We start from the raw sequence: 26,732 nt of genomic DNA, 5'->3' as shown, positions 1-26,732 counted from the left end.
GGCCTGTCGGGGAGGCCGGGCGTCGCCCGGGTCAGGAGATGCCGAGCTCGGTGGCGAGGAAGTCGACGAGTTCGTCCGCGGTGGCGGCTTCCAGCCGGTCGGCCGCCGCCTCCACCGCGTCCACCGCGGTCACCTGGTCGAGCAGCGCGCGCAGCCGGCCGGCGACCGCCGCCCGCCCGCCGTCGTCGCCGCCGTTCACCGCGGCCAGGCCGCGTTCCAGCCGGTCCAGCTCGGCCAGCACGGCGTCGGCCGGGCTGACCACCGGCGGCGCGAGCTCGGTCAGCACGTGCTCGGCCAGCGCGGCCACCGTCGGGTGGTCGAACACCGCGGTCGAGGACAGGCGCAGCCCGGTGGCGGCGTTGACCCGGTTGCGCAGCTCGACGGAGGTCAGCGAGTCGAAGCCGAGGTCCTTGAACGCCCGGCCCGCGTCGATCGCGGTGTCGCCGCCGTGCCCGAGGGCGGCGGCGGCGTGGTGCCGCACCAGGTCCCGCACCAGTTCGGTGCGCTCGTGGTCGGGCAGCGGGGCGAGCCGCTCGGTCAGCCCGACCTCGGCCGCCTCGCCGCGCGCCGCGCGGCGCGCGGGTGCCGCCACGAGGGACCGCAGCACGGCCGGGAGGGGCGCGGTGCGGGCGTGCTCGCGCAGCGCGACCCGGTCCAGCTCGACGGGCAGCACGGTGGGCAGGCCGCAGGCGAGGGCGGCGTCGAACAGGGCGAGGCCGTCCGCGGCGGTCAGCGGCGGCAGCCCCTCCCGGCTCATCCGGTCGACGTCGGCCTCGGCCAGCCCGCTGCCCATGCCCTCGCGCCACAGGCCCCAGGCGAGCGACTGGCCGGGCAGGCCGCGGGCGCGGCGGTGCTCGGCGAGCGCGTCGAGGAAGGCGTTCGCGGCGGCGTAGGAACCCTGGCCCGCCCCGCCGACGACGCCGGAGACCGACGAGTACAGCACGAACAGCGCCAGGTCGTGCCCCTCGGTCAGCTCGTGCAGGTGCCAGGCGGCGTCGGCCTTCGGGCGCAGCACGCCGGCCAGCCGCTCCGGGGTGAGGGAGTCCAGCACGCCGTCGTCCAGCACGCCGGCGGCGTGCACCACCCCGGTCAGGGCCACCCCGTCGAGCAGGGCGGCCACGGCGGCGCGGTCGGACACGTCGCACGCCGCCACCTCGACCTGGGCGCCCAGCTCGACCAGTTCCCGCCGCAGCTCGTCCGCGCCGGGCGCGTCGAGACCGCGGCGGCTGGTCAGCAGCAGCTTGCGCACCCCGTGGTTCACGATCAGGTGCCGGGCGACCAACGCGCCCAGGCCGCCCGTGCCGCCGGTCACCAGGACGGTCTTGTCCGGGTCGAGCGGCGCGGGGACGGTCAGCGCGACCTTGCCGATGTGCCGGGCCTGGCTGACGAACCGGAACGCCTCCCGCGCCTCGCGCACGTCCCACGCCCGCACCGGCAATGGTTCCAATGCTCCATTGTTGAACAATCCAACCAGTGCCTCCCACATCTCGGCGGTGCGCCGCGGCCCCGCCTCGATCAGGTCGAACGCCTGATAGGCGACACCCGGCACGTCCTCGCGGACGTCGGTCTTGCCCATCTCCAGGAACCGACCACCCGGGGCCATCGTGCGCAGCGAGGCGTCCACGAACTCGCCCGCCAACGCGTTGAGCACCACGTCGATCCCCGCGAACCGGTCCGCGAACTCCAGGGTCCGCGACGACGCGATGTGCCCGTCGTCCAACCCCGCCGCACGCAACACGTGCCGCTTGCCCTCACTCGCCGTGCCGTAGACCTCCGCACCCAGGTGCCGGGCCAACTGCGTCGCCGCCATGCCCACACCGCCGGCGGCGGAGTGGATCAGGATCGACTCGCCCGCCTTCAGCCCGCCCAGGTCGCACAGGGCGTAGTACGCCGTCAGGAACACCAGCGGCACCGTCGCCGCCTGCTCGAACGACCAGCCCCCGGGCTTGCGGGTGATCATCGGCCGATCGGCCACCGCCTCGGGGCCGATCGCGCCGTGCGCGACCCCCATGACCTCGTCGCCGGGCACGAGGTCCACGACCGCGTCACCGACCTCCGTGACGACGCCGGCCACCTCGCAGCCAAGCGGCCCCGCCTCACCGGGGTACATGCCGAGCGCGTTGAGCACGTCGCGGAAGTTCAGGCCCGCCGCCCGCACCGACACCCGCACCCCGTTCGGCCCCAGCGGCTCGTGCGCCACCGGGACGAGGGCGAGGTCGTCCACCGTGTCGCCGCCGGTCTTGTCCAGCCGCCAGTTCCCCGGCGGCGGCGGCAGCACCCGGTCGGCCGGGTGGGCGGCGCGCGGCACCAGCGGGACGCCGTCGCGCACGGCCACCTGCGGCTCACCGGTCGCCAGCGCCACCGGGACCGCGTCGGCGTCCCCGTCGACCAGGACGAAGCGGTCGGGGTGCTCGGACTGCGCCGAGCGGACCAGGCCCCACACCGCGGCCGCGGCCGGGTCGACCGGGTCGCCGTCCCCGGCGACCACGGCACCGCGGGTGCGCACCACCAGCGTGGTCGACTCGTCGCGGTCCTGGAGCGCGCGCAGCACGCGGGCGGTCACCTCGTGGGTGGCCGCGAGGACGTCGCCCGCCGGGGCGACCTCCAGCACGGTGTGCGGGGGCAGCGGCTCGTCCCGGGTCGCCGCCGGGGTCCAGCGGACCGCGAGCAGGCCGGGCGGCAGCGCGGTGGCGGGCCGGACGGCCTCGGGCGGGCGCACGACCAGCGCGTCCACCACGACCACCGGCGCGCCGGTCGGGTCCACCGCGAGCAGCGACACGGTGTCGCCGGAGCGGAACGACACGCGCAGCCGCAGGCTGGTCGCCCCGGTGGCGGAGAGCCGGACGCCGTTCCAGGAGAACGGCAGGCCGCCGCGCGACTCGTCGGTCTCGCGCAGGAACATCGCGTGCAGGGCGGCGTCGAGCAGGGCCGGGTGGATGCCGAAGCCGTCGGCCTCCCCCTCGGGCAGGGCGACCTCGGCGTACACGTCGTCGCCGTCCACCCAGGCGGCCCGCAGGCCCCGGAACGAGCCGGTGTAGTCGAAGCCGCCGGCGACCAGGTCGTCGTAGAAGCCCTCCAGCGGGTGGGCCCGCCCGGTGGGCGGCCAGGTGACCGGGGCGGCGTCGGCGGTGACCTCGCGGGCCAGGGTGCCGGTCGCGTGCCGGGTCCACGGGCCGTCGTCGCCGCGCGGGCGGGAGTGGACGGACACCGGGCGGCGGTCGTCTTCGTCCGGCGCGCCGACCACGACCTGCAGCTCCACCGGCCCGGACAGCACCAGCGGCGCGCCCAGGGTCAGCTCCTCGACGCACGGCGCGCCGGTCTCGCCGCCCGCGTGCAGGGCCAGTTCGAGGAACGCGGTGCCGGGCAGCAGGACGTCGCCGAGCACGGTGTGCCCGGCCAGCCACGGCTGGTCGGCGGTGGACAGGCTCGCGGTGAAGACGGTGTCCCCGCCGGCGACCGCGACCACCGCGCCGAGCAGCGGGTGCCCGGCGCCGCGGAGGCCGAGGCCGACCGCGTCCGCCGCCGGGCGCGCGGCGAGCCAGTGGTGCTCGCGCCGGAACGGGTAGGTGGGCAGGTCGACGCGCCGGCCGCCGGGGACCAGCGCGGTGAGGTCGACGTCCGCGCCGCGCACGTGGGCGGTGGCGACCGCGGTGAGCAGTTCGGGCACCTCGGGGCGGTCGCGGCGCAGCAGGGGCCTGGCGACCGCGCCCGTCCCGTCCCCGGCGGGCGCGTCCCCGACCAGGGCCGACAGCACGGCGTCCGGGCCGAGTTCGAGGTAGGTGCCCACGCCCGCGTCGGCCAGGGTGCGCGCGGCGTCGGCGAACCGGACGGTGGCCTCGACGTGCCGGACCCAGTAGTCCGGGTCGTCGTGGCCGCCGATCCGGCCGGTGACCGTGGAGACGATCGGCAGACGGGCCGGGTGGTGGTCCGCGAGCCGTGCGATGCGGCCGAACTCGGCCAGCGCGCCGCGCATCAGCGGCGAGTGGAACGCGTGGCTGACGGTGAGCCGCTTGGCCTTGCCGGTGAAGTCCGCCAGGACGCGGTCGAGGCTCGTCGCCGCGCCGGAGAGCACCACGGCGTCCGGGCCGTTGACGGCGGCGACGCCGAGGTCGTCGTACCCGGCGACCAGCGAGCGGGCGTGCTCCTCGGAGGTGCGCAGGGACACCATCGCGCCGCCGGGCGGCAGCGCCTGCATCAGCCGGCCGCGCGCGGTGACCAGCATCGCCGCGTCGGCCAGGTCGAGCACGCCGGCGACGTGCGCGGCGGCGAACTCGCCGATGGAGTGGCCGCAGAGGTAGTCGGGGCGCAGGCCCCAGTGCTCCAGCAGCCGGTACAGCGCGACCTCGACGGCGAACAGCGCGGGCTGGGCGTACTCGGTGCGGTCGAGCAGGGCGGCGTCGTCGCCGAGCACCACGTCCCGCAGCGGGGTCGCCAGTTGGAGGTCCACGTGCGCGCAGACCTCGTCGAAGGCGTCCGCGTAGGCGTCGAACGCGTCGTACAGCTCGACGCCCATGCCGAGGCGCTGGGCGCCCTGGCCGGTGAACAGGAACGCCACCGGCGCCGCCGAGGCGGTGCCGCGCACGACGCGGAAGTCGGCCAGCGCCGTCGCGAGCCCGGCGCGGTCGGCGGCCAGGGCGACCGCGCGCTCCGGGAGGGCGGCGCGGTGCCCGGCCAGGGTGAACGCCAGGTCGGCCGGGTCGGGGTCGGTGTCGAGGAAGTCGTGCAGCCGCTCGGCCTGCGCGAGCAGCGCGGGCTCGTCGGCGGCGGAGAAGGCGAACGGGATGAGCGGCGGGACGGGGACCGGCCCGGGGGCGTCGGCCTCAACCGGCTCGGGTTCCTCCACGATGACGTGGGCGTTGGTGCCGCTGATGCCGAACGACGACACCCCGGCGCGGCGGGGCGCGTCCCGGCGCGGCCAGGGCACGGGTTCGGTGAGCAGCTCGACCGCGCCGGCGGACCAGTCGACCGCGGTGGCGGGCTGCCCGACGTGCAGGGTGCGCGGCAGGCGGTCGTGCCGCATCGCCATGATCACCTTGATCACGCCGGCCGCGCCCGCGGCGGCCTGGGCGTGCCCGATGTTGGACTTGATCGAGCCCAGCCTGAGCGGTTCGGCGCGGTCGCGGCCGTAGGCGGCCAGGATCGCCTGCGCCTCGATCGGGTCACCCAGCCGGGTGCCGGTGCCGTGCGCCTCGACGGCGTCCACATCGGACGGCCGCAGGCCGGCGTCGGCCAGCGCGGCGCGGATGACCCGCTGCTGCGACGGGCCGTTCGGCGCGGTCAGGCCGTTGGACGCGCCGTCGGAGTTGATCGCCGAACCCCTGAGGACGGCCAGCACCGGGTGCCCGTTGCGCCGCGCGTCGGACAGCCGCTCCAGCACGAACACGCCCGCGCCCTCGGCCCAGGCGGTGCCGTCGGCGTCGTCGGAGAACGCCTTGCAGCGCCCGTCCGGGGCCAGGCCGCGCTGGCTGGAGAACGCGACGAACGCGCCCGGCGTGCCCAGCACCGCGACCCCGCCGGCCAGCGCCAGCGAGCAGTCACCGGAGCGCAGCGCGCGGGCCGCGAGGTGCAGGGCGACCAGGGAACCCGAGCAGGCGGTGTCCACGGTGAACACCGGGCCCTGGAGGCCGAGGGCGTAGGCGACGCGGCCGGAGATCACGCTCGGCGCGGTGCCGGTCAGCAGGTGGCCGTCCAGGCCCTCCGGCGCGTCGGCGAGCTTCGGGCCGTACTCCTGGGGCTCGGCGCCGAGGAACACGCCGGTCGTGCTGCCGCGCAGGCCGGTCGGGTCGATGCCCGCGCGCTCCAGCGCCTCCCACGAGGTCTCCAGCACCAGCCGCTGCTGCGGGTCCATGGTGAGCGCCTCGCGCGGGCTGATGCCGAAGAACCCGGCGTCGAACCAGGCCGCGTCGTGCAGGAACCCGCCCTCGCGCACGTAGGTCTTGCCGGGCGTGCCGGGCCGGGGGTCGTAGATGCCGTCGACGTCCCAGCCGCGGTCGCCCGGGAAGCCGGAGATGACGTCCAGGCCGCCGTCCACGACCTCCCACAGCCGTTCGGGCGAGTCGATGCCGCCGGGGAAGCGGCAGCCGACGCCGACCACGACCACCGGGTCGTCGGTCGCCGAACCCACCCGCTCGGGCGGCGGCGCGTCGTGCAGGCCGAGCAGCTCGGCGCGCAGGAACGACGCCAGCGCGTCCGGCGTCGGGTGGTCGTAGACCAGCGTCACCGGCAGCTCCAGGCCGGTCTCCGCGACCAGCAGCGCGTGCAGCCGCACCGCCAGCAGGGAGTCGAAGCCCAGCTCGGTGAAGTTCTGACCGGGCGCCACCGGGACGGCCGGGTCGTCCAGCACCGCCGCGGTGGCCCGGCGCACCGCGCCCAGCAGCGTCCGGTGCTGCTCGGACGGCGGCAGGCCGTCGAGCCGCCGCAGGTAATCCGCCTCGCTCATCCGCGCACTCCGCACACCTCAGACGTCCGTGGGCAGGCAACTCGTCGTCACGCTAGCCGGCGGCGCGGCCGGGTCGGTGCGGAACAGTTCCACCCCCGGGTAACCCGGCCGGAACGCCGGGAGGACGACTTCTCGCCCGGTGGGCGGCGGGTGGAGAAGACGCACGTGCCGGGCGGCGCGGGGCGGTTAGCGTCCGTGGTGCCGTCCCGAGAGGAACCCGGAAGCAGGGTGTGCACAGTGGACAACACCGCAGACGCCGTTCTGTTCCCGGGCATGGGTCCGTCCCGTGCCGGGGAACTGGGGCGGTTCCTGGTCATCGACCCGTACGCCCGGCCGCTGCTGGCCGCCGCCGACGACGCGCTCGGGTCGCCGCTGCTGGACGGGCTGCACGAGGCGGGCGACGAGTACGGCGAGCACACGCAGGTCGCCTTCGTGCTGGCGTCGCTGGCGCTGGCCGAGCGCGCGGAGGCCGAGCACGGGCTGCGGCCGGTGGTCTGCGGCGGGTCCAGCTTCGGCGAGCGCGCGGCGGTGGTCCGCTGCGGCGCGCTGCCGCTGGGCGAGCTGGTCCGGCTGGTCGCCGCCGCGGCCCGCGTCGAGCAGGACTACTTCACCGCCCACCACCGGGACCTGGTCACCCAGATCGTGGTGCGCACGCCGCCGGACGCGCTGGAGGCGGCGTTGCAGGGCATCGAGCACGACGTGTCGGGCCGCTTCGACACCGAGGTGCACCTGGTCACCCTGGCGGAGGACGACCTCGCCGGGTTCACCGGCCGGGTCCGCGCGGCGGGCGGCTACGCGCTGACGACCATGCGCCCGGCCGCGCACTCCCGGCTGCTGGGCGCGCTGCGGGACCGGATGGCCGAGGAGGTCTTCGCCGGGGTCGACTTCCGGGACCCGGTGCTGCCGCTGGTCTCCGCCCAGGACGGCGAGCTGGTCCGCACCGGCGCGGGCGTCGCCTCCGTGCTGCTGGAGTCGACGGTCAACGCCGTGCGGCTGCCCGCGCTGGTGGACCGGCTGGGCGGGCTCGGCGTGGGCCGCGTCCTCGTGTCCGGCCCCGACCACCTGCTGCACCGGCTGCCCTCCCTGGCCCGGGGTTTCACGCTGCTGCGCGCCGACGTGAAGGGGGCGCTCAAACCCGTGCTCCGGCCGCGACGCACCGCGGCGGTCGCCGCGTGACCGCCGTACCGGCGCGCACCGCCACGCTGTTCGCGGCGTGCCTGGCGCAGCTGATGATCTCGGTCGACATGACCGTGCTGCACCTGGCCGTGCCGGCGCTGACCGGGCAGCTGTCCGCCTCGCCCGAGGAGCTGCTGTGGATCGCGGACATCTACGGCTTCACCATGGGCGGGCTGCTGGTCACCATGGGCAACCTGGGTGACCGGTTCGGGCGGCGGCGCGTGCTGGTGTGGGGCATGTCCGCGTTCGCGGTGGGCTCGCTGCTGGCCGCGTACGCGCCGACCACCGAGCTGCTGATCGCCGCGCGGGCGCTGCTCGGCGTGGCGGGGGCGGCGGTGCTGCCGTCCACGACGTCGTTGCTGCGCGCGGTGTTCACCACGCCGCGGGCGCGCACGGCCGCGGTCGGGGCCAGCGCGGGCGTCGCGGCGGCCGGGTTCGCGGTGGGGCCGATCGTCGGCGGGGTGCTGCTGGACCACTTCTGGTGGGGGTCGGTGTTCCTGGCCAACCTCCCGGTCACCGCGCTGGTGCTGCTCGCCGCGCGGCACGTGCCGGAGTCGCGGACGTCGGTGCGGCTGCGGCTGGACCTGCTCAGCGTCCTGCTCTCGGTGGTCGGCGTGATCGCGGTGGTCTACGCCATCAAGAGCGCCTTCTACCTGGGCCTCGGCTCGGTGGACGTGCTGGGCGGGCTGCTGCTGGGCGTCGGCGCGCTCGGGCTGTTCGGGCGGCGGCAGCGGCGGCTGGAGGTGCCGCTGATCGACCTGGGCCTGTTCGCCAACCGGGGGTTCAGCGCCTCGGTCGGGTCGAACCTGATCTCGGTGTTCACCATGTCCGCGTTCGCGCTGATCATCAGCCAGTACTTCCAGCTGGTGCGCGAGTGGACGCCGCTGCGGTCCGGGCTGGCCTTCGTGCCCGGCGCGGTGGCCGCGATGTCGGCGGGCGTGCTGGCCACGAAGCTGATCAACCGCGTCGGGCGGGCGCGGTCGGTCGCGCTCGGGCTGGGGTTCGCCGCGGCCGGGTTCGCGGTGTTCGCGTTCGTCGAGCCGGGTTCGTCCTACGTGCTGGTGCTGGTCGCGCAGGTGGCCTTCGGCGCGGGTGCCGGGCTGACCCTGACCGTCACCGGCGACACCATCCTGGGCACCGTGCCGCGCAACCGGGCCGGTGCCGCCGCCGCGGTGTCCGCGACCGCGTACGAGCTGGGCGGGTCGCTGGGCATCGCCGTGATGGGCAGCATGATCGCCGGGGTGTACCGGGCGGAGTTCGTGCTGCCGCCCGGCGTGCCCGAACCGCTGGCCTCGCAGGTCAGCGAGTCGTTCAACGCCACGGCCGCGGCGGCGGCCGGGCTGCCCGAACCGGTCGCCCAGGCGGTGCGCGACGCCGCCGCGGCGGCGTTCGTCGGCGGCATCCGGGTCAGCATGGTCTTCAGCGCTGCGGTGATGGTCGTCCTGGCCCTGGTCGCCCTGGTCTCGCTGCGCACCGTGCCCAAGGTCATCGAGGACCCCGTGCACGAGGACGACGCCGCGGGCGTCTGAATTCCCGCGCCTTTTCGGGAACAGCTCCCGAGCTTCGTCCTGCGCTTGTCGCGTTCATTCTCAACAATTCCGCTCAGCGCCCCTGCCGAGGTACGACGAGATCACCGAGGTAACACGATATGGGCTCCAACGAGGAATACGAGGACGGGCACCCGAAGCCGATCACGGTGCTGTGCCCCGACTTCCCCTTCGCCTACGACGACTGGCTGAACCACCCGGCCGGGCTGGGCTCGGTCCCGGCGCACCGGCACGGCACCGAGGTGGCCGTCATCGGCGCCGGCATCGCGGGGGTCGTGACCGCCTACGAGCTGATGAAGCTCGGTCTGCGACCGGTCGTGTACGAGGCCGACCGGCTCGGCGGCCGGATGCGGACCGTCGGGTTCGAGGGCCACCCCGAACCGAGGGCCGAGCTGGGCGCGATGCGCTTCTCCCCCTCCGGCACGCTGTTCCACTACGTCGACAAGCTCGGCCTGCGGGCCAGGCCGTTCCCCAACCCGCTGTCCCCGGCGACCCCGCGCACCGTGGTCAACCTGCGCGGCGAGACCCACTGGGCGCGCACCGCCGAGGACCTGCCCCTGTCGCTGCGCCAGGTCTCCGACGCGTGGGCCAAGGCGCTGCACGAGAAGGCGGACCTGCCGGTCATGGCCGGCGCCATCGCGCGCCGGGACATCACCACCGTCAAGGCGCTGTGGAACCGCATGGTGCGCGAGATGGACAACCAGTCGTTCTACGGCTTCCTGGCCGCCACCGCCGCGTTCACCTCCTTCGAGCAGCGCGAGGTGTTCGGCCAGGTCGGCTTCGGCTGCGGCGGGTGGGACACCGACTTCACCAACTCGGTGCTCGACATCCTGCGGGTCATCTACACCGAGGCGGGCGACGAGCAGTACCTCATCGTCGGCGGCAGCCAGCAGGTCCCCGAGGGGTTGTGGGAGCACGCGCCCGAGGGCGCCGCGCACTGGCCCGCCGGCACGTCGCTGGCCTCGCTGCACGGCGGTCGGCCGCTGCCCGGCGCGACCCGGATCGGCCGCACCGACGGCGGCTACCGGGTCGAGGACGCGGCGGGCGACGTGCGCGAGTTCCCGGTCGCGGTGTTCACCGCGCAGAGCTGGAACCTGCTCTCCCGCATCAAGTGCGACACCGAGCTGCTGCCGCCGGAGCTGTGGATCGCGGTGGAGCGCACGCACTACATGGGCTCGTCGAAGCTGTTCGTCCTCACCGACCGCCCGTTCTGGCACGACCTCGACCCGGAGACCGGCCGCGAGGTCATGGGCATGACGCTGACCGACCGGATGCCGCGCGGGGTCTACCTGTTCGACGACGGCCCCGACCGGCCCGGCGTGATGTGCCTGTCCTACACCTGGAACGACGACTCGCTGAAGGTCGCCACGCTCAGCGCGGAGGAGCGGCTGGAGGTCGTGCTGGCGTCGCTGGGCCAGATCTACCCGGACGTGGACATCCGCTCCCACGTCATCGCGCCGCCGGTGGCCGTGACCTGGGAGACCGAGCCGCACTTCATGGGCGCGTTCAAGGCGTGCCTGCCCGGCCAGTACCGCTACCAGCGCGAGCTGTTCACCCACTTCATGCAGGGCGGGCTGGCCGAGGAGCACCGCGGCTTCTTCATGGCGGGCGACGACGTGTCGTGGCTGGCGGGCTTCGCGGAGAACGCGGTCGGCACGGCGCTGAACGCCGTGTGGGGCGTGGTCGACCACCTCGGCGGCGCCACCCACCCGGACAACCCCGGTCCGGGCGACCTGTTCGACGAGCTGGCCCCGATCCGCCTGTAGCCCCGGTCCCGCCGCGGCCGGCCCGCGCCCCGCTCAGTACAGCTCGGGGCGCAGGTCGGCCAGGTAGGTCGTCTCCGCGCGGGCGCGGTCGACGAGCGGCAGGTCCACGTCGGCCACGAGCAGGCCCTCGCCGGCACCGTCGTCCAGCGCGGCGACGACCGCCCCGTCCGGGCCGACCAGCCTGGTCCGCCCGCAGTACTCCAGCTCGCGCTCCCGGCCGGTCCAGTTGGTGTAGGCGATGAACAGCTGGCTCTCGAAGGCGCGGGCGGGCACCAGCACCTCGGCGACGAAGTGCCAGGGCGCCATCAGCGCGGTGGGCACCAGCAGCAGCCGGGTGCCGCGCACCGCGTGCGCCCGCACCAGCTCGGGGAACTCCACGTCGTAGCAGATGACCAGGCCGACGGTGACCCCGTCCAGCTCGGCCTGCACGACCCCGGTGTCCCCCGCGGTGAACACCGACCGGTCGATGTCCCCGAACAGGTGGGTCTTGCGGTAGCGGGCCAGCTCCGCGCCGTCCGCGCCGACCAGCCGCACCGCGTTGTAGACGTGCCCGCCCTCGGCCTCCGGCCACCCGTGCGCGATGGCGATGCCGACCTCGGCCGCGATCGCCGAGACCCCGGCGCACAGCGGCCCGTCCGCGGGTTCGGCGAGCCGCCGCAGCGCCCGCCTGCCCAGGTGGTAGCCGGACAGCGACATCTCCGGCGTGACGAGCAGGCGCGCCCCGGCCGCCGCCGCGCGCTCCGCCCGCTCGCGCAGCTCCGCCAGGACGGCGGTCGCGGCCCGCTCCGGGCGCGTGGGTGCCTGCCAACAGGCGATCCTCATGACGAATCCCTTTCCGCGCGGCGCGACGGACCGGACGTTATCAGCCGAACGCGGCCATTCGGACGGGAATTACCCGGAGGTGGCCGGCGCGTGGAACTGATCCGACGTCGGTCGCCGTTCCCGCCCATAACCTGGGAGTGCGCCACGAATGGCCGGACGTCGTTCGACCGGCGCACAGCCCGTCCGACGGGAAGGAGTGCGGCACTGATGTCCGCGAAAATGTTCGGCGCCGATTCGGTGATGACCTCGGCGGAGTTCGAGCAGCACGCGCTCCGGACGGCGGAGGCGTTGCGCGACCTCGGCGTCGGCCTCGGCGACCGCGTGCTGCTCAAGGCCGACAACTCGGTCACCTGGGTGTCGACGCTGTACGCGCTGATGCACGTGGGCGCCTCCGTCGTCCTGGTGGACCACCAGGAGAAGGCGGCCCAGACCCGGCAGGTGTGCGACCAGGCCCGCGTCCGGTTCGCGGTCGTCGACGACGACGCGCCCGTCGAGCGCGACGACGAGCGGGTCGTGCCCCTCTACTCGATCAGCACCGCGGCGGCCGGCCTGGTGCCGCGCGACCACGGGCTGGACTTCACCGCGTGGACCGAACTGCCCGACGGCCTCGTCATGTGGTCCTCGGGGTCGACCGGCGTGCCCAAGGGCGTGGTGAAGAACGGCGGCCGGTTCCTGGAGAACCTGCGGCGCAACGCCGCCCTGGTCGGGCACGAGCCCTCGGACGTCCTGCTGCCGCTGCTGCCGTTCAACCACCAGTACGGCCTGTCCATGGTGCTGATCTCGTACCTGGTCGGCTGCTCGCTGGTGGTCGCCCCGTACCGGCGGCTGGACCGCGCGCTGCGCATCGCCGGGGTCAGCGGCGCGACCGTCGTGGACGCCACCCCCTCCACGTACCGCAGCATCCTCAACATCGTGTCCCGGCGCCCCGAGGCGGCGGGCGACCTGCGCAAGGCGCGGATGCTGTGCAGCGGGGCCGCGCCGCTGGACCCGGGTCTCGTGCAGGCCGCGGAGACCACGTTCGGCCTGCCGCTGCTGGACAGCTACGGCAGCACCGAGATGGGCAACGTCGCGTTCGCCACGAACGACAACCCGGTCGGCGCGGGCCAGACCGTCGACGGCCTCAAGATCCGCATCACCGACGACGAGGGCACCGAGCTGGCCGCGGGCGAGCTGGGCGAGATCGAGGTGCTCGACCCGGACCTGATGGAGGGCTACCTCGGCCCGGACGGGCTGGTCGAGCCGGTGGAGCGCGGCTGGTACCGCACCAACGACTTCGGCTACCTCGACGCGCTGGGCAACCTGTTCATCGCGGGCCGCAAGACGGCCGTGCACCGCAACGGCCACACCCTGCACCCCGAGGTCATCGAGCACGAGCTGGCCGGGCACGGGTGCGTGACGAAGATCGTGGCGCTGCCCGACGACCGCCGGGGCTCGACGCTGGTGTTCTTCGTCGAGGACGAGCGGCAGCAGGACCAGGAGCACTGGCGCGAGCGGGTCTGCGCGGTGCTGCCGCCCTACCAGCAGCCCAACCGGGTCGTGGTGCTGGACCGCTTCCCGCTCAACCGCAACGGCAAGCCCGACCGCAAGCAGCTGGAGACCCTCGCCGCCCGCACCGCGTGAGACCGGGTCTTCACCCGGGCGGGTGAAGACCCGGTCGGTCCGCCCGGCGCGGCGGTGCCGGGCGGACCGCGTCACCGGGGCGCGCGGCGGCGCCGGACCTGGTTCAGACCTGGTTCAGACCTGGTTCGCGCCGCCGTCGACGTACAGGTTGGCGCCCACCACGTAGCTGCTGTCCGCGGACGCGAGGAAGGCCACCGCGGCGGCGACCTCCTCCGGGCGACCGATCCGGCCGACGACGACCTCGTCGCCGAGGTTCGCCTTGAAGGCGGCCGAGTTCTCCTCGCCGACGAGTTCGGTGATGCCGGAGGTGTCGATCGGTCCGGGCGAGACCGCGTTGACGCGGACACCCCGGCCGGTGAGCTCCTTGGCCCACGTCCGCGCGAAGGACCGGACGGCGGCCTTGGACGCCGCGTACGCGCCGAACGCCGGTGTGCCGCGGTCGGCGGCCGTGGAGGCGTTCAGGATCACCGAGGCGCCGTCGTTGAGGAACGGCAACGCCTTCCGCACGGTCAGGAACGTCCCCTTCACGTTGACCTCGAAGATGCGGTCGAAGTCCTCGTCGGTGGTCTGCTCCAGCGTCGCGAACGAGGCGGTGGCCGCGTTGGCGAACAGCACGTCCAGCCCCCGACCCCGCTCGCGCACCGCGTCGTAGAGCCGGTCCAGGTCGGCCGGGTCCGTGATGTCGCCCGGCACCGCGGTGACCCCGTGGCCGATGGAGTCGACCGCCTCCGCCAGCTCGGCTTCCCGCCGGCCGGTGATGAACACGTGCGCCCCCTCGGCCACGAGCCGTGCGGCGGTCGCGCGGCCGATCCCCCGCGTCCCGCCACCCGTGATGACGGCCGTCTTGCCTTCGAGCGTTCCCATGATGCGACCTCTTCGTATTTTTGTTCCGATCGGAACAGAACACGACCGTAGCACTTCAGTTCCGATCGGTACAGAAGGGGTATGATGGCGGGCGTGGACGCCACGAGCAGGGCACCGGTGGGCAGGCCGCGCGGGTTCGACACCGACGAGGCCCTGCACCGGGCCATGGTCGTCTTCTGGGAGCACGGCTACGACGGCGTCAGCCTCACCGACCTGACCCGCGCCATGGGCATCACCAAGACCAGCATGTACGCGGCCTTCGGCAACAAGGAGGACCTCTTCCGGAAGGCCCTGGAGCGCTACGCCGAAGGCCCCGGCTCCTACAGCGCCCGCGCGCTGCGGGAGCCCACCGCCCGGGAGGTGGCCGCCGCCTACCTCGCGGGCTCGGTCGAGTCCTCCACCCGGGACGGCTGCCCGGCCGGGTGCCTCGGCGTCCAGGGCTTCCTGGCCGCCGGGCACCTCGGGCAGAGCGCCGCCGACGCGCTCGCCGCGTGGCGCGACGACAACCGCGCCCACCTCCGCGACCGCTTCCGACGCGCCGTCGACGAGGGCGACCTGCCCGCCGGCACCGACCCGGACACCCTCGCCCGCTACCTCATGACCCTGGCGAACGGCATCGCGGTCCAGGCGGCCACGGGCGCCACCCGCGACGAACTCCACCGGGTCGCGGACGCCGCCCTCCGCAACTGGCCGCCCGCCTGAGCGCCCGTCCCGGGAGCGGCACCCCGACCACCGACACCTAGGCTGACCACATGATCCACTACACGGACGCCGAGAGCCGGGCCCTGCGGGAGGCCGTGTTCGGCGTGATGATCCTGGTGTCCCACGCCGACCCCGGCCCGGTGATCGAGGAGCGCTACGCGGGCCTGCGCGCCCTGAAGAACCTCTCGCCGGAGCTGCGCACCGTCCTGCACGCCTCCCGCGTGGACCTCTCGACGATCGCCGAGGCGGAGCTGGAGGGGCGGGTCCTGGCGGCGCTGCGCACGTCGGCGGAGGTCCTCGCCGCGAAGTCCCCCGCCGACGCCGCCTCGTTCCCGCGGGCCGTGGAGGCGATCTGCCACGAGGTGGCCGAGGCCGACGGCCAGGTGGCCGAGGTGGAGACCGCCGTGATCGAGAAGGTGCGGGCGGCCCTGGGCGGCTGACCCCGCCCGGGCGGACGACTTCCGCCGGGTGACGCAGGCGTGCCTGGCCGTGACCCGCTGCACCGGCATCACCGCCCCGGGGCATCCGCGAGCCGGGGCTCCAGCGGCCTGGTCATGACCGCCCGCCCCGACGGCAACGGCAACGCGTTCGGCCTACCGTCCAGCACGGCGGCAACCGGAACCGGCCGGCCCCCTCCACCCGGGTGGGGTGACCTCCCGCGTGGTCGGGGGCGTTCGTTGCCCGAACGCACCCGACCACGCGCCGTAAGATCGTCCTCACGTTGACGAACCGCCCGGAAGTGGGACGCTGGTGGGCGTGCACGGCGTCCCCGACCCCAGGTCCGCCCACCGCTTCCGCCTGCTCCTGGTCGAGGACGACCGCGAACTGCTGGAGCTGCTCTCCGACTCGCTGCGGGGCGAGGGATACGCCGTGGACGTGGCCGCGGACGGGCACCGCGGGCTGCACCTCGGGCTCACCCGCCCCTACGACGTGGTGGTCATCGACCGCGGCCTGCCCGCCCTCGACGGGCTCGACCTCCTGGTGCGGCTGCGGTCGAGGTCCGTGCGGGCCCGCGCGCTGGTGCTCAGCGCGCTGGGCACCGTGCACGACCGGATCGACGGGCTCGACGCGGGCGCCGACGACTACCTGGTGAAGCCGTTCGACCTGGACGAGCTGAGCGCGCGGCTGCGGGCGCTGTGCCGGCGGGGGCTGGAGCCGAACGACTCGCTGCGGATCGGCGCCGCGCGCCTCGACCTCGTGGAGCGGGAGGTGGTGCTGGCCGACGGCGACCGGGTGCCGCTGACGGCGCGGGAGTTCGCGCTGCTGCGGGTGCTCGCGGCGCGCCCGGACACCGTGCACACGCGGGCGGCGCTTCGGCGGACCGTCTTCCGGGACGCCCCCTCCCCCTCCATTGTGGACACGTACGTGCACTACCTGCGGGCCAAGGTCGGCCGTTCGGCGGTGCACACGGTGAAAGGGCTCGGCTACCGCTTGGGGGTGTTGTGAGCCGGTCGTGGGACGAGGCCGAACGCGCGGTCGTCCTGCGGGCGCGCCTGCGGGTCAGCGTGCTGGTGGCGCTGGCGATCACGGTGCTGGTCGCGTGCGTCGGCGGCATCGCCTACGCCGTCGTGGCGCACGCCCAGGACGCGCAGGTGCGGCGCGAGCTGCGGTACAGCGCCGAGCACACGACACCGCAGGCCCCGCCGGGCTGCACGTGGCTGTTCACCTCGGACGGCGGCGCGGTCGAGACCGGCCTGCCGCCCGTGCCGCCGGGCTTCCCGCTGCGCGACGACCTCGACGCGGTGCTGGCGTCGGGCGGCGTGGTGGAGCGCGCCGTCGAGCGCAACGGCACCGAGTACCTGGTGCTCACCCAGCCGGGCCGCGGGGGCGGCGCGGTGCAGGCGGTGTTCGACACCCGCTACCAGGTCGCCGACCGGCGGCACCTGCTGCTGGCGCTGGCGGTCGCGGAGCTGGGCGGCCTGCTCGCGGCGGCCCTCACGGGGCTGCTGGTGGGCAGGCGCGCGGTCGCGCCCCTGGCGGAGGCGCTGACCAGGCAGCGGCGGTTCGTCACCGACGCGAGCCACGAGCTGCGGACCCCGATCGCGCGGGCGTACACGCGGGCGCAGCTGCTCGCGCGCCGGGCCGCGGCGGCGGACCTGCCCGACGACCACCGCGACGGCCTGGACAAGCTCGTCGGCTCGATCCGCGGGCTCGGGGACGTGGTGGACGACCTGCTGCTGTCGGCGCTGCTGAGCGAGCAGTCCGCCGGCCCCGGCGGGCGGGCGGTCGACCTGGCCGCGCTGGCGGAGTCCGCGGTGGCGGCGGAGGGCGACCGGGCGGGCGAACGGCGGATCGCGCTGGCCGTCGAACGCCCCGCCGGGCCGCTGGTCGTGACCGGTGTCGAGACCGCGCTGCGGCGCGCGGTCGCCGAGCTGCTGGCGAACGCGGTGCGCCACACCCCGGCGGGCGGGCGGATCGACGTGCGCCTCGGGCGGGGCCGCGGCGGGTGCGTGGAGCTGACCGTGGCGGACACCGGCGAGGGGTTCGACCCGGTGGAGGCCGACCGGATCTTCGACCGGTTCCACCGCGGGCCGGGCGGGACGGGCGGGACGGAGCGGCGCTCCGGGCTGGGCCTCGCGCTGCTCCGCGAGGTGGTCACCGGCCACGGCGGCACGGTCGAGGCGTCCGGCGACCCCGGCCGGGGCGCCCGCTTCACGCTGCGCCTGCCGGCCGCGCGCGACACCCCGACCGACACCTCGATCGGCACCGGGCCCGACACCGCGCCCACCCCGGGCGCCGCGCCGGGGGTCAACGCCGGGAACCGGTGACCAGGTCGGCGGCGAGGCGGACGTCGGCGTCCAGCGGCCGGTCGGGGTCGACGGGCGGGATCGCGTCGGCGAGGGTGTCGAACAGCGCGGCGCAGGCGGGCGCGGTGGGCCGCCTGCCGCCCACGTGCACGGCCTGCCGCAGGCCGAGCGCGAGCGAGCCGCACAGCAGCCGGAGCAGCTCGGCGAGGTCCTGGGCGCGCAGCGCGGCCTGGGTGCCGAACGGCACCACGTCCTGGTTGTGCAGGTTGGTGGGCAGGCTCTGGGTGCTCGCGGGCACGGCGGCGCGGCGGATCTCGGCGACGAAGGCGGTGGTGGCGAGCTGCACGCCCTGCAACCCGTGCTGCTGCCCCGGTCCCGCGGCCAGCATCGGCGGCAGGCCGGTGTTGCGGACCGGGTCGACGAGCAGGTCGAGCTGGCGCTCCGCGAGGTTGCCCAGCGACGCGGTGACCATGGCCAGCACGTCGGCGGCGAACGCGGCCGGCTGGCCGAAGAAGTTGCCGCCGTGCGCGACGAGGTCGTCTTCCGGGAAGAACAGCGGGTTGTCGCTGACCCCGGCCAGGTCGGCGGCGACGACGCCGTCGACGTAGCGCAGCGCGTCCTCCGCCGCGCCGAGCAGCTGCGGGGAGCAGCGGATGCTGTAGGGCTCCTGGAGCGCGCGGTTGCCCGTCGGCGTGGTGCCGGCGAGGGTGGCGCGCATCCGGTCGGCGGCGGTGACCGCACCGGGGTGGCCGTACGCGGCGACCAGGCGCGGTTCGAGGAACGCCGGGTCGGCGCCCAGGACGTCCACCAGCAGGCAGGTGAGGTCCTGGAGCGCGAGGTGCGCGGCCCGGACGTCGGCGAGCGCGAGGGCGGTGGCCGCGGTGGTGACGGAGGTGCCGTTGACCAGCGCCAGCGCGTCGCGGCCGTCGAGGGTGAGCGGTGTGAGGCCGGTGCGGCGCAGGGCCTCGTCCGCGGGCAGCCGCTCGCCGTCGACGTAGGCGTGGCCCCGGCCGCGCAGGGCCTGGGTGGCGTAGGCGAGCGGGATGAGGTCGCCGCTCGCGCCGACCGACCCGTACCTCGGGATCGCCGGGGTGAACGTGGTCGCGAACATCGCGGCGAGGCCGTCGACGACGTGCGCGGACACCCCGGACACGCCCTGGGCGAGCGACCACGCCCGCACCAGCAGCGCGGCGCGGGCGGTGCCGGCCGGGAGGTCCGGCCCCTGCCCCGCGCCGAGGTGCGCCAGGGTGTTGTCGCACTGGTCGGCCTCGTCGGCGCGGCCGGCGAACCCGATGAGCGCGCCGAACCCGGTCTTGGCGCCGTAGACGGGCCGCTCGTCGTCGGCCAGCACCGTGCGCAGGAACTCGCGGCCCCGGTCGAGCCGCGCCCGCACGCCCGGGCCGACGAGCACCGGGAGCGGTGCCGCCGCGCGGCGGAGGTCGTCGGCGCTCAGCGGCGCGCCGAGGTCCACGGGGGTGCCGGTCGCGGTGCCGGTGGTGGTCGTCGTCACGCCACCGACCGTAGGCAGTCGATCTCAGCGTGTTCTGAGATCGCGTGGGTAGCTTCCCGGCACATGGCGCACGACCAGCTGATCACCGGAGCGGGACCGACCGGGTCGCGGCAGCGGTCCGCGGTGGCGGACGACGCGGAGGGCCCGGGGGGACACCGGGACGCCGGGCCGTTCCCGCGCGCGGTGCTCGACGCCCTGGCCGCCGGCGCGGACCGGCCGGTGTTCGAGCACGGCGACCGCGCGGTCACCGGCGGGGAGCTGCTCGACCTCGTCGCGCGGGTCGCGGCCGGGCTGCGGGCGCGGGACGTGGGCCCGGGTGACGGCGTCGCCCTCCTGCTCGGTGTCACCCCGGAGGCGTTCGCGGTGATCCTCGCCGCCCACGCGGTGGGCGCCAGGGTGGTGGGCGTGCGGCCGGGCCTGACCGACGAGCAGGTGCGCCACCTGCTCGGCCTGGACATCGCCGCCGCGGTCACCGACTCGGGTGCGAGGTACGCGCCGCGCACGCTCACCGTCGACGAGCTGTGCGCGGCCCGCGCCGACGACGGCCCGCTGCGGCTCGGCGGCCGGCCGGCGGACGTGGCCCGGCTGATCCACACCAGCGGCAGCACGGGGACGCCCAAGGCGTGCGCGCAGACCTACGCCGCGATGACGGCCGCGTGGACCGCGCGCCCGGCGGCGTGGCCGCCCGCGATCCGCGAGCTGGCGTCCCGGCTGGACCGCCACCTGGTGTTCGGGACGCTGTCGAGCCAGGTGATGTTCGAGTACGCGGTGCTGACCGTCACCGCCGGCGGCACGGTCGTCGTCGCCGACCGACCCGTGCTGCCCGACGCGATCACCCGCCACCGCGCCTCGTCGAGCGTGATCACCGTGCCGCGCCTGACCGGGCTGGTGGCGGCCCAGCGCCGCGCCCCGGCCGACCTGTCGACGGTGCGCGCCCTGATGGTGTCCGGGTCACCGCTGACCCCCGACCGCCACCGCGAGGCGCTGGACGTGCTGGGCCCGGTCGTGTTCCACGGCTACGGCCAGAGCGAGACCGGCACGATCGCGATGGCCACCCCGGACGACGAACCGGGTTCGGTGGGCACGCCCGCGGTGGAGGTCGAGGTGCGCGCCCCGGACGGCTCGGTCCTCCCGGCGGGGGTGGACGGCGAGCTGTTCGTGCGCGCCCCCGCGCAGGCCGGCGCCTACTGGGCGGACCCGGAGCAGTCGGCCGAGGTCTTCGTGGACGGCTGGGTCCGCACCCGCGACCTCGGCCGGCTGGACGCGCGGGGCCGGCTGCACCTGACCGGCCGGACCCGGGACGTGGTGATCGTCAACGCGAACCTGCACTACGCGGGCCCGATCGAACGGGTCGTCGCCGAGCACCCGGACGTGGCCGAGGCGTACGTGGTCGCCGTGCCCGACGAGGGCACCGGCGAGGCGGTGCACGCGTTCGTCGTGCCGACGGCGGGCCGGACGCCCGACCTGGACTCGCTGCGCGCCCTGGTCACCGCCCGCCTGGGCGCGGCGTGCGCCCCGGCGCGGCTGACCGTGATCGCCGAGCCGCCGGTGGCGCCGAGCGGCAAACCGGACAAGCGCCTGCTGCTGTCCTCCGGGAACCCCCCGGCGGGTCGGGAGCCGGCGGGTCAGGAATCGGCGGGTCAGGAATCGGCGGCGAGGGCCGCGGGCAGGTCCGGGTAGAGGTCGAGGACATGGTCCAGGCGCGCGGCGCGCAGGGCCCTCAGGGGGCTGCGCGCCGGGGCGACCACGCGCAGCGGGGTGTGCCGGCGCTCGCCGAGCTGGTGGTGCTCCACCAGCAGCGCCATGCCGATCGAGGCGCAGAAACCGACGTCGGTCAGGTCCACCACGACGGGCACGGCGGCGGTCGCGGCCTCGGCGAGGGCCGCGGTCGAGTGCTCGCGGAGCAGGGCGACGGTGGTGCTGTCCACCTCGCCGGACACGTGCACGACGACCGCGTCGTCGCGGCGCTCGCGGGACACCCGCAGCTGTTCGTGGTGGTGTTCTCCGTGGGTCACGACATCGCCTCCCTCACGAACCGCGCCGGGGACGGCCGGGCGGGTCCGGACGACCCGCCACCCGGGTGGTCTTCCCCGCACGGGCGAATCCCATGCACCCGGTCCCGGCCTCGCCCCCAACGGCTCACCGGCGCCGGCTCAGCCGACGGGGCGTTCCCCCGCGACCGCGCCGGACTCGGGGCCGGGGACCGGCCGCGCCCGGTCGCCCGCGGCGCCGGAGCCCGCGACCCAGTCCGCACCCAGCCTGGTGCGGCGGGGGTTGGCGACTTCCTGACCGGTGTGTGCTTCGTGCATAGGTCCTCCAAGTGACAACATCACGCACCCGAATTGGTACTCGGGAACGGCTCGTGGCAAACGATGAGGTGCGTCACCCCGCCCACCGGAGCACTGGTCGCGCCGGTGCCGGGTGATCCATTGTGCCTGACGCCACACGGTGACCGGCACCGGGGCACGACTCCGGCACCGCGCGGCTCAGCGCAGTTCCTGGATGCGGACCAGGTTGCCCGCAGGGTCGCGGAAGGCGCAGTCGCGGACGCCGCACGGCTGCTCGGTCGGCTCCCGCACGACCTCGGCGTCGCCGGCCCGCACCTTCTCGAACGTCTCGTCGAGGTCCGGCGTGGCCGGCAGGACGGACGTGCCGGGCTGCCCGACGGGGCCGACCGTGATCCACCGCACCCGGCCCCGCCCGACGTGATCGTGGTGGGGAGCCGGCCGGGGAGGGCCGCCGAGGTGCTGCGCCGGGCGTGAGGAGGAGCCTCGCACCCGCGCCGCTGCGGCCTCCCCGGCCGGCGCGGGAGCGGTCAGCCGAGCACCAGCCGGGGCCAGTGCGCGAACTCCGCCAGCAGCGCCCGGTCGTGGGTGGCCACGACCACGGCCGCCGCGGTGGTGGCCACCGCCCCGGTCAGCTCGTCGACGAGGGCGGGCGACAGGTGGTTGGTCGGCTCGTCGAAGATCACCAGGTCCGGGCGGGTCGCCAGGCACAGCGCCAGGTCCAGCCGCCGCTGCTGCCCGGACGACAGCCTGGCCACCGGGGTGCGCGCGGCCTCCGCGTCGAGCAGGCCGGAGGCGGTCGGCGAGCCGGGCGCGCCCTGCCGCTCGAACAGCTGGTGGGCGGTCAGCTCACCGGGCCGGTCCGGGACCTCCTGGGCGACCAGTTCGACCCGTGCGCCCGGCAGGTGCCGGACCGCGCCGCCGCCGGGCGGCAGCACCCCGGCGAGCACGGCCAGCAGCGTGGACTTGCCGGTGCCGTTACCGCCGGTGACGAGCAGCCGGTCGCCGCCGTCCAGGGTGAGGCTGACCGGCCGGTCGAGGCGACCGGGCACCGTCACCCCCTCCGCCCGGAGCAGCCCCGCGCCGGGACGGGTGCCCGACTCGGGCCAGCGCAGCGACAGCGGCGGCTCGGGCACGGTGACCCGGTGCGCGTCCAACGCCTCCCGCGCCCGGTTGAGCGCCTGCACGACGCCCGGCGCGCGGGACTGCCGCTGGTGCCTGCCGGTGCCCTTGTCCGGCCGCCACCCGGTGTCGAGGCGGGACCTGGCCCGGTCCAGCGCGCCGGCCAGGTCGTGCTGCTCGGCCTGCTGCTCCTCGTACTCCTGCACCCACCGCGCGCGGTCGCGGCGGCGGCCCTCCCGCCAGGCGGGGTAACCGCCCGCGTACCGGCGCGGTCGGCCGTCCTGGCTGGGGTCCAGGTCGAGGAACTCGCGGGCCACGTCGCCCAGCAGCGCGCGGTCGTGGCTGACGAGGGCCACCCCGCCCCGGTGGGCGCGCAGCCGGTCGGTGAGGAAGGCGAGGCCGTCGGCGTCGAGGTGGTTGCCGGGCTCGTCGAGCAGCAGGAGGTCGTGCGCCGCGCCGAGCAGGCAGGCCAGGCGCACGCGGTAGCGCTGCCCGACCGACAGGGTGCGCAGCTCGCGGTCCCGGTCGGCGCACGCGTTCAGCCCGGCCAGGGCCACGTCGAGGCGGCGCTCGGCGTCCCAGGCGTCCAGGCGGGTGGCCCGGTCCAGCGCGCGGCCGTACCGCTCGTCGGCGTCGTGGGCGCCCCGGGCGAGGTCGTCGGTGGCCGCGTCGAGCGCGCGCAGGGCGGCGCGGGCGGCGTGCAGGGCCTCGTCGGTCAGCGAGCCGACCGTCTCGCCGGGGCCGGCGTGCAGGACCTGCCGGGCGAGGCCGATCGTGCCCGCGCGGTGCACGGAGCCGCGGTCGGGGACGCGCAGCCCGGCGAGGACGTGCAGCAACGTGGTCTTGCCGCGCCCGTTCTCGCCGACGATCGCCAGGCGGGACCGGGCGGACACGGTGACGGAGACGTCGGTGAACAGCGCCCGACCGCCCAGGGTGACGGACACGGAGTCGGCGCGCAGGTGTGGTGAGGTGGACAAGCGAATGCTCCGCAGCTCTCGGTGGAGCCGGGCAGCACGCAGCGGCGCCGCCCGGCGAGTGGCCGGAACGGCGGGCAGGGAGGGGTCCTCGGTGCGCCGCCGTCAGCGGGCGGAGCGGGGCCTCATCGCCGCGCGCATGGCGGCGTAGCCGGAGCAGGAGCACATGGCGACCAGGCTAGTCCGCCCGCCGGACGGGCCCAACCGATTTACGGCCACCACGGCCCACCGGGCGCGAGGAGCGTGCGGCCGGTGTCGGCGGTGCGGGTGGCGGGCACCCGCCGGTCCTCGCGACCAGGGCGAGCACCATCGTGACGCCCCCGGGAGGCGTCCCGCACGACCGCGCGGGACGCCCCCGTGCCGGCTACACGAACCGCCAGAGGTGGTCGGCGGTGCCGTTGTCGTCCCACAGCACGACCTGCGCGCCGCGCGCCGTGGACGCGCCGGTCACGCCGAGCACCCGGCCGCCGTTGGCGCACTGGACGCGGAAGTACCCGTCGGCGCCGTAGCGCAACCGCCAGCGGTGGTCGGCGGTGCCGTTGTCCGCCCACTGGAGGACCCGCGCGCCGTTGGCGTTGGCCCCGTTCTCCACGCCCAGCACCTTGCCGCTGTGGGAGTTGCGCAGCCGGAAGTAACCGTCGGGGTCCAGCACGGCGGTCCACAGGTGGTCGGCCGTGCCGCTGTCGTCCCACTGCACGACCGCGCCGCCGTCGGCGGTGGACATGTCCTGCACGCCCAGCACCAGCCCGCTGGCGCGGTTCTGCACGCGGCGGGCGCCCGTGGGCACGAACCGCCACCGGTTGTCGGCGCTGCCGTTGTCCGGGTCCTGCACGGCCTGCGCGCCCTGCGCGGTGGAGCCGTTCAGGATGCCGAGCAGCTTGCCGCTGTTCGCGTTGCGCAGCCTGTGCGTGCCGTCGCCGTTGTCGACGACGGTCCAGCGGTGGTCGGCGGTGCCCGTGTCGGACCACTGGAGGACGCGGGCGTTGTCGGCGGTGGACATGTCCTGCACGCCGAGCACCTTGCCGCTGTTCGCGTTGCGCAGCCGGACGTAGGAGCCGTCGACGACCACCGACCAGTCGTGGTCGGCGGTGCCGGTGTCGCCCCACTGCACGGCCAGGCCGCCGTCGGCGGTGGACATGTCCTGCACGCCCAGCACGAGGCCGCTGGCCGCGTTGAACAGCCGGTAGCCGCTCCCGGTGCCACCACCGCCGCCGCCGGTGTTCCAGTAGACGGTGTAGTTGTGGCCGTGCGCGTCGTAGAACGGGCCGAGGTTCACGCTCGCACCGTCCGCCTGCGCGGTGAACGCGAGCGTCGAGGTGCCGGTGCGGGTGACGGACGCGGTGTTCAGCGACGGCAGCCGGGACAGCGCCGCGGCGCCGTAGTTGCCCGACAGCACGACCGGGCCGTACAGGAGCGCGACGACGTTCGGGTTGTCGTTGGCGGGCTGCACGACCACCCGCATCGGCAGCCGGACCGTCACCACGTCACCGGAGGTCCACGACCGGGTGAGGCTCGCGTAGCTGCCGGGCGTGGTGGCGATGCCCTGCGCGACGCCGTTGACGCTGATCGTCGCCCCGCTCGTCCACGCCGGGACGCGCACGCGCATCGTCCACGACCCGCCCGCGTTGCCGGTGACGGTCAGCGTCGTGGTGTCCGACACCGGGAAGGTCGTGCTCTGGGTGACCGTGATGCCGCGCTCCGACCAGTTCAGCACGGACGGCGTGAACAGGTTGACCGTGAGCGTGGTGCCGTCGCGGAAGTAGACCGAGTTCGCCAGCGCCGTGTTGACCTCCAGGGCGGTGCCCTGGCAGCACCAGAACGTGCCGTAGTCGGTGCTCCAGTTGCCGCCGCCCCACGCCGGGCCGGTGTTGCCGCGCCGGTGGCCGGGGTTGAGACCGGTGAAGTAGCAGATGTGCCCGTGCGGGTCGGCCGGGTTCTGCTGCCCGATCAGGTGGTTGAGCAGGGCGCGCTCGTAGAAGTCGAAGTAGGCCGACCGGTTCGGGTCGAGCAGCCACAGCTCGCGGGTCAGCTTGAGCATGTTGTAGGTGTTGCACGCCTCGGCCGTGTCGGTGTTGAGGTAGGCCGCGATGGCGTTGGGCGCGCGGAAGTGCTCGGCCTGGCTGTTGCCGCCGATGACGTAGGTGTGCGCGCCGACGGTGATGTTCCACGCGTTGGTGGCGATGTCGCGGTAGCGGGTGGTGCCGGTGGCCTTGTACTCGCGCGCCGCCCCGATCCACTTGGGCACCTGCGTGTTCGCGTGCAGGCCGTTGAGCCGGTCCTGGTTGGCAGCCAGCGGGTCGAACACGGCGGCGTGGTCGAACCGCTGCGCCGTCGCCAGCCACCGCGCGTCACCGGTCTGCTGGTAGAGGTCGGCGAGCACCGCGTTCATGCCGCCGAACTCGGTGCCCAGCACGCGCTGCATCTGGCTGTAGGACAGCCGGGCGGTGCGCCAGTCCACCCAGCCGGCGAACCGCAGCAGCACGTCGCGGGCCTGCGTGTTGCCGACGTACCGCCACACGTCGAGCAGGCCGGCCAGCGTCTTGTGCAGCGAGTAGTACGACACCGACTTCGGGCTGCCCGCCTCCATCGCGTCGAAGTCGGACTCGGGGAAGCCGGACAGGTAGCCGGCGGTGAACCCGGCCGCGGCGTTGTTCGCCTGGCACTTGGCCAGCTCCGCGACCACGAGGTTGGCCCGGTCGCGGCACGTGGTGTCGCCCAGCACCGCCCACGCCTGGGCCCACGCGCTGAGGAAGTGCCCCTGGCTGTGCGTGCGGAACGGGAAGTTCGGCGCCTCCCAGCCGCCGAGCGCCGCCGCGCCGTTGGTGGGGAGGCGGTGGTTGGCGCGGAAGTTGTAGAGCAGGCGGTTGACGTCGATGAACTTCAGGTAGGACAGCGTGCGGCTCTGGTTGTCCATCCAGCGGCCCGCGGTCAGGCGGACCTGGCCGAGGTCGAAGGCGGACGCCGACACGCCGATGTCGGCCCGGACCGGGGGGACGGTCGCCGCCCCCGCGGTTCCCGGGACCAGGCCGGGCGCGGTGGTCGCGACGGCGGCGACACCCGCGGCCTGCAACAAGCGGCGGCGGCTGAAGGATGAGGACGACATGGGGCTCCCGTGGTCTGCTGCGTCGGGAGACCGCGTCGAACGCGGGGTTCCAGCA

At 75.3% G+C, this 26,732-nt stretch carries 17 protein-coding genes and 1 pseudogene; 9 read left to right on the top strand and 9 right to left on the bottom strand.

Going from position 1 to position 26,732, the window contains the following annotated elements:
- Positions 1 to 31 precede the first annotated feature (31 nt).
- Entirely contained in the window at positions 32 to 6,439 is a 6,408-nt protein-coding gene (locus ACRAKJ_RS15550) for an SDR family NAD(P)-dependent oxidoreductase (protein WP_447009001.1), read from the bottom strand.
- A 237-nt stretch (positions 6,440 to 6,676) separates the two neighbouring features.
- Here ACRAKJ_RS15550 and ACRAKJ_RS15545 point away from each other — a divergent pair, with 237 nt between their 5' ends.
- From ACRAKJ_RS15545 to ACRAKJ_RS15535, 3 genes are all read left to right on the top strand, one after another.
- Positions 6,677 to 7,615: an ACP S-malonyltransferase gene (locus ACRAKJ_RS15545; protein WP_438920624.1), complete on the top strand. Its 939-nt coding sequence runs from the start codon at positions 6,677 to 6,679 to the stop codon at positions 7,613 to 7,615.
- On the top strand, positions 7,612 to 9,144 hold the full coding sequence (locus tag ACRAKJ_RS15540) for an MFS transporter (RefSeq protein ID WP_438920623.1): 1,533 nt from the start codon (positions 7,612 to 7,614) through the stop codon (positions 9,142 to 9,144). The genes ACRAKJ_RS15545 and ACRAKJ_RS15540 overlap by 4 nt, the downstream gene beginning before the upstream one ends.
- 119 nt (positions 9,145 to 9,263) lie before the next feature.
- Positions 9,264 to 10,928, top strand: a complete 1,665-nt coding sequence (locus ACRAKJ_RS15535; RefSeq protein WP_438920622.1) for an FAD-dependent oxidoreductase — start codon at positions 9,264 to 9,266, stop codon at positions 10,926 to 10,928.
- Positions 10,929 to 10,961: 33 nt separating this feature from the next.
- Here ACRAKJ_RS15535 and ACRAKJ_RS15530 read toward each other — a convergent pair whose 3' ends face one another.
- A complete protein-coding gene (locus tag ACRAKJ_RS15530) occupies positions 10,962 to 11,750 on the bottom strand; it encodes a carbon-nitrogen hydrolase family protein (RefSeq protein WP_438920621.1) in 789 nt (262 codons plus the stop codon).
- A gap of 90 nt (positions 11,751 to 11,840) precedes the next feature.
- On the opposite strand from ACRAKJ_RS15530, the gene ACRAKJ_RS15525 reads away from it, so the two are divergent.
- Complete coding sequence (locus ACRAKJ_RS15525; RefSeq protein ID WP_438920620.1) at positions 11,841 to 13,370, top strand: AMP-binding protein; 1,530 nt, start codon at positions 11,841 to 11,843, stop codon at positions 13,368 to 13,370.
- Positions 13,371 to 13,484: 114 nt separating this feature from the next.
- On the opposite strand, the gene ACRAKJ_RS15520 is transcribed toward ACRAKJ_RS15525, so the two are convergent.
- Positions 13,485 to 14,234 carry an SDR family oxidoreductase gene (locus ACRAKJ_RS15520; protein ID WP_438920619.1) on the bottom strand — a complete coding sequence of 250 codons (750 nt, stop codon included), beginning with the start codon at positions 14,232 to 14,234 and terminating at the stop codon, positions 13,485 to 13,487.
- Between the two features lie 93 nt (positions 14,235 to 14,327).
- Between ACRAKJ_RS15520 and ACRAKJ_RS15515 the strand changes: the two genes are divergently transcribed.
- The 4 genes from ACRAKJ_RS15515 to ACRAKJ_RS15500 all read left to right on the top strand — a co-directional run bounded on the left by ACRAKJ_RS15515 (position 14,328) and on the right by ACRAKJ_RS15500 (position 17,704).
- Positions 14,328 to 14,936, top strand: a complete 609-nt coding sequence (locus tag ACRAKJ_RS15515) for a TetR family transcriptional regulator (RefSeq protein ID WP_438920618.1) — start codon at positions 14,328 to 14,330, stop codon at positions 14,934 to 14,936.
- Positions 14,937 to 14,986: 50 nt separating this feature from the next.
- Positions 14,987 to 15,376, top strand: coding sequence for a hypothetical protein (locus ACRAKJ_RS15510; protein WP_438920617.1), 390 nt, complete (start codon positions 14,987 to 14,989; stop codon positions 15,374 to 15,376).
- Between the two features lie 358 nt (positions 15,377 to 15,734).
- The gene (locus tag ACRAKJ_RS15505) at positions 15,735 to 16,382 is read left to right on the top strand and encodes a response regulator (RefSeq protein WP_438920630.1); all 648 of its coding nucleotides are present in this window, start codon (positions 15,735 to 15,737) and stop codon (positions 16,380 to 16,382) included.
- Positions 16,379 to 17,704 (top strand): ATP-binding protein, encoded by a 1,326-nt coding sequence (locus ACRAKJ_RS15500; protein ID WP_438920616.1) that lies wholly within the window; start codon positions 16,379 to 16,381, stop codon positions 17,702 to 17,704. The genes ACRAKJ_RS15505 and ACRAKJ_RS15500 overlap by 4 nt, the downstream gene beginning before the upstream one ends.
- Here ACRAKJ_RS15500 and ACRAKJ_RS15495 read toward each other — a convergent pair.
- Positions 17,685 to 19,193: an aromatic amino acid lyase gene (locus tag ACRAKJ_RS15495; protein WP_438920615.1), complete on the bottom strand. Its 1,509-nt coding sequence runs from the start codon at positions 19,191 to 19,193 to the stop codon at positions 17,685 to 17,687. The genes ACRAKJ_RS15500 and ACRAKJ_RS15495 overlap by 20 nt on opposite strands.
- 63 nt (positions 19,194 to 19,256) lie before the next feature.
- On the opposite strand from ACRAKJ_RS15495, the gene ACRAKJ_RS15490 reads away from it, so the two are divergent.
- On the top strand, positions 19,257 to 20,873 hold the full coding sequence (locus tag ACRAKJ_RS15490) for an AMP-binding protein (RefSeq protein WP_438920614.1): 1,617 nt from the start codon (positions 19,257 to 19,259) through the stop codon (positions 20,871 to 20,873).
- On the opposite strand, the gene ACRAKJ_RS15485 is transcribed toward ACRAKJ_RS15490, so the two are convergent.
- The 5 genes and pseudogenes from ACRAKJ_RS15485 to ACRAKJ_RS15465 form a co-directional block, all read right to left on the bottom strand.
- Positions 20,834 to 21,208, bottom strand: a complete 375-nt coding sequence (locus ACRAKJ_RS15485; RefSeq protein ID WP_438920613.1) for an anti-sigma factor antagonist — start codon at positions 21,206 to 21,208, stop codon at positions 20,834 to 20,836. The genes ACRAKJ_RS15490 and ACRAKJ_RS15485 overlap by 40 nt on opposite strands.
- Before the next feature lie 138 nt (positions 21,209 to 21,346).
- Positions 21,347 to 21,502, bottom strand: coding sequence for a hypothetical protein (locus tag ACRAKJ_RS15480; protein ID WP_438920612.1), 156 nt, complete (start codon positions 21,500 to 21,502; stop codon positions 21,347 to 21,349).
- Positions 21,503 to 21,679: 177 nt separating this feature from the next.
- A pseudogene (locus ACRAKJ_RS15475) lies at positions 21,680 to 21,901 on the bottom strand (VOC family protein); the annotation flags it as partial.
- A gap of 107 nt (positions 21,902 to 22,008) precedes the next feature.
- The gene (locus tag ACRAKJ_RS15470) at positions 22,009 to 23,583 is read right to left on the bottom strand and encodes an ATP-binding cassette domain-containing protein (protein WP_438920629.1); all 1,575 of its coding nucleotides are present in this window, start codon (positions 23,581 to 23,583) and stop codon (positions 22,009 to 22,011) included.
- A gap of 355 nt (positions 23,584 to 23,938) precedes the next feature.
- Positions 23,939 to 26,677 carry a beta-L-arabinofuranosidase domain-containing protein gene (locus ACRAKJ_RS15465; protein ID WP_438920611.1) on the bottom strand — a complete coding sequence of 913 codons (2,739 nt, stop codon included), beginning with the start codon at positions 26,675 to 26,677 and terminating at the stop codon, positions 23,939 to 23,941.
- Positions 26,678 to 26,732: the final 55 nt, after the last annotated feature.

The organism is Saccharothrix sp. DSM 118769 (genome assembly GCF_052936295.1).
Note: the sequence above shows the minus strand (reverse complement) of the source record. Positions and strands in the feature narration are given on the sequence as shown.